The sequence below is a fragment of the Microbacterium sp. H6 genome (assembly GCF_003314775.1).
In the GTDB taxonomy this organism is placed as follows: Bacteria; Actinomycetota; Actinomycetes; order Actinomycetales; family Microbacteriaceae; genus Microbacterium; species Microbacterium oxydans.
In genome coordinates, this window is record NZ_QOAY01000139.1 from 11,241 (window position 1) to 12,086 (window position 846).

Consider the following 846-nt stretch of genomic DNA (forward strand, 5'->3'; position numbering starts at 1 on the left):
CACCCGTCCCAGAAGTACTTCTGCACGTCGTAGAGGCGTCCCGCGCCGCCGTCGTTCACAGGCGGCGATCCGGCTTCGATCCACGCTTCGACGAGGATGCGACGGCCCCACTTCCCGGGCTGTCCGGGGAGCGGAATGATGTCCAGGGGGCTCATCGTCCCTCCAGCGCGTCGAGACGCTGCGCGAGTAGGTCCACAGCCTGATGCAGCTGCGCGCACTGCGCCATGAGGAGCCCGATGAAATCGATACTGTCGGGCTGGTCGGTCACGGTGGTGTAGCCGTCGGCGTCGGTGTCGTAGGCGTAGACGACGAACGGCTCCTGGTCGGGGTGCTCGGCCAGGCGCTCGGCGATGTACCCGTACCTCCAGGAGCCGTCGCCGTGGCGCATCTGGTAGCGGCTGAGGGTCGGCCAGATGTCGCCGAGGCTGGCCGGGTCGAGGGCGCTGATGTACTTCTTGTAGCGCTCGGAGGATGCGTTCTTCGCGAGCCGTCCGTCGCCGTTGATGTACGCAATCGTCCAGCCTTGCGTGGCGGGCGTCGCGTTGGGCACGAGAACGTGACCGCCCACCGACATGTTCGCTCCGGTGTAGATCGTCTGCGCGGTCGCCCACTGTCCGCTCGCCTCGCCGAATCGCATCCCGCCGTTGTCGAGCGACGTGTGGGTGTGAGCGGACGGTGGAAAGGTGGAGGGCTTGCCACTGATCGCGTTCCAACTGAGCGAGATCGCGGAGACCTTCGTGTCGGTGTAGTTCTTCGCTGCGGTGAGCGCTGCGGCGCACTTCGACACGATGTAGTCGCGGGTCTTGTTGATCGCGAGCCACCCGGTGCGGCGGTCTTCGGTGCCGT

At 66.4% G+C, this 846-nt stretch carries 1 protein-coding gene; it reads right to left on the bottom strand.

From position 1 onward, the window contains the following. Nucleotides 1–151 precede the first annotated feature (151 nt). Nucleotides 152–846 (bottom strand): hypothetical protein (locus tag DSP71_RS09005; protein WP_220151105.1); only part of this gene is annotated, 695 nt, incomplete at its 5' end.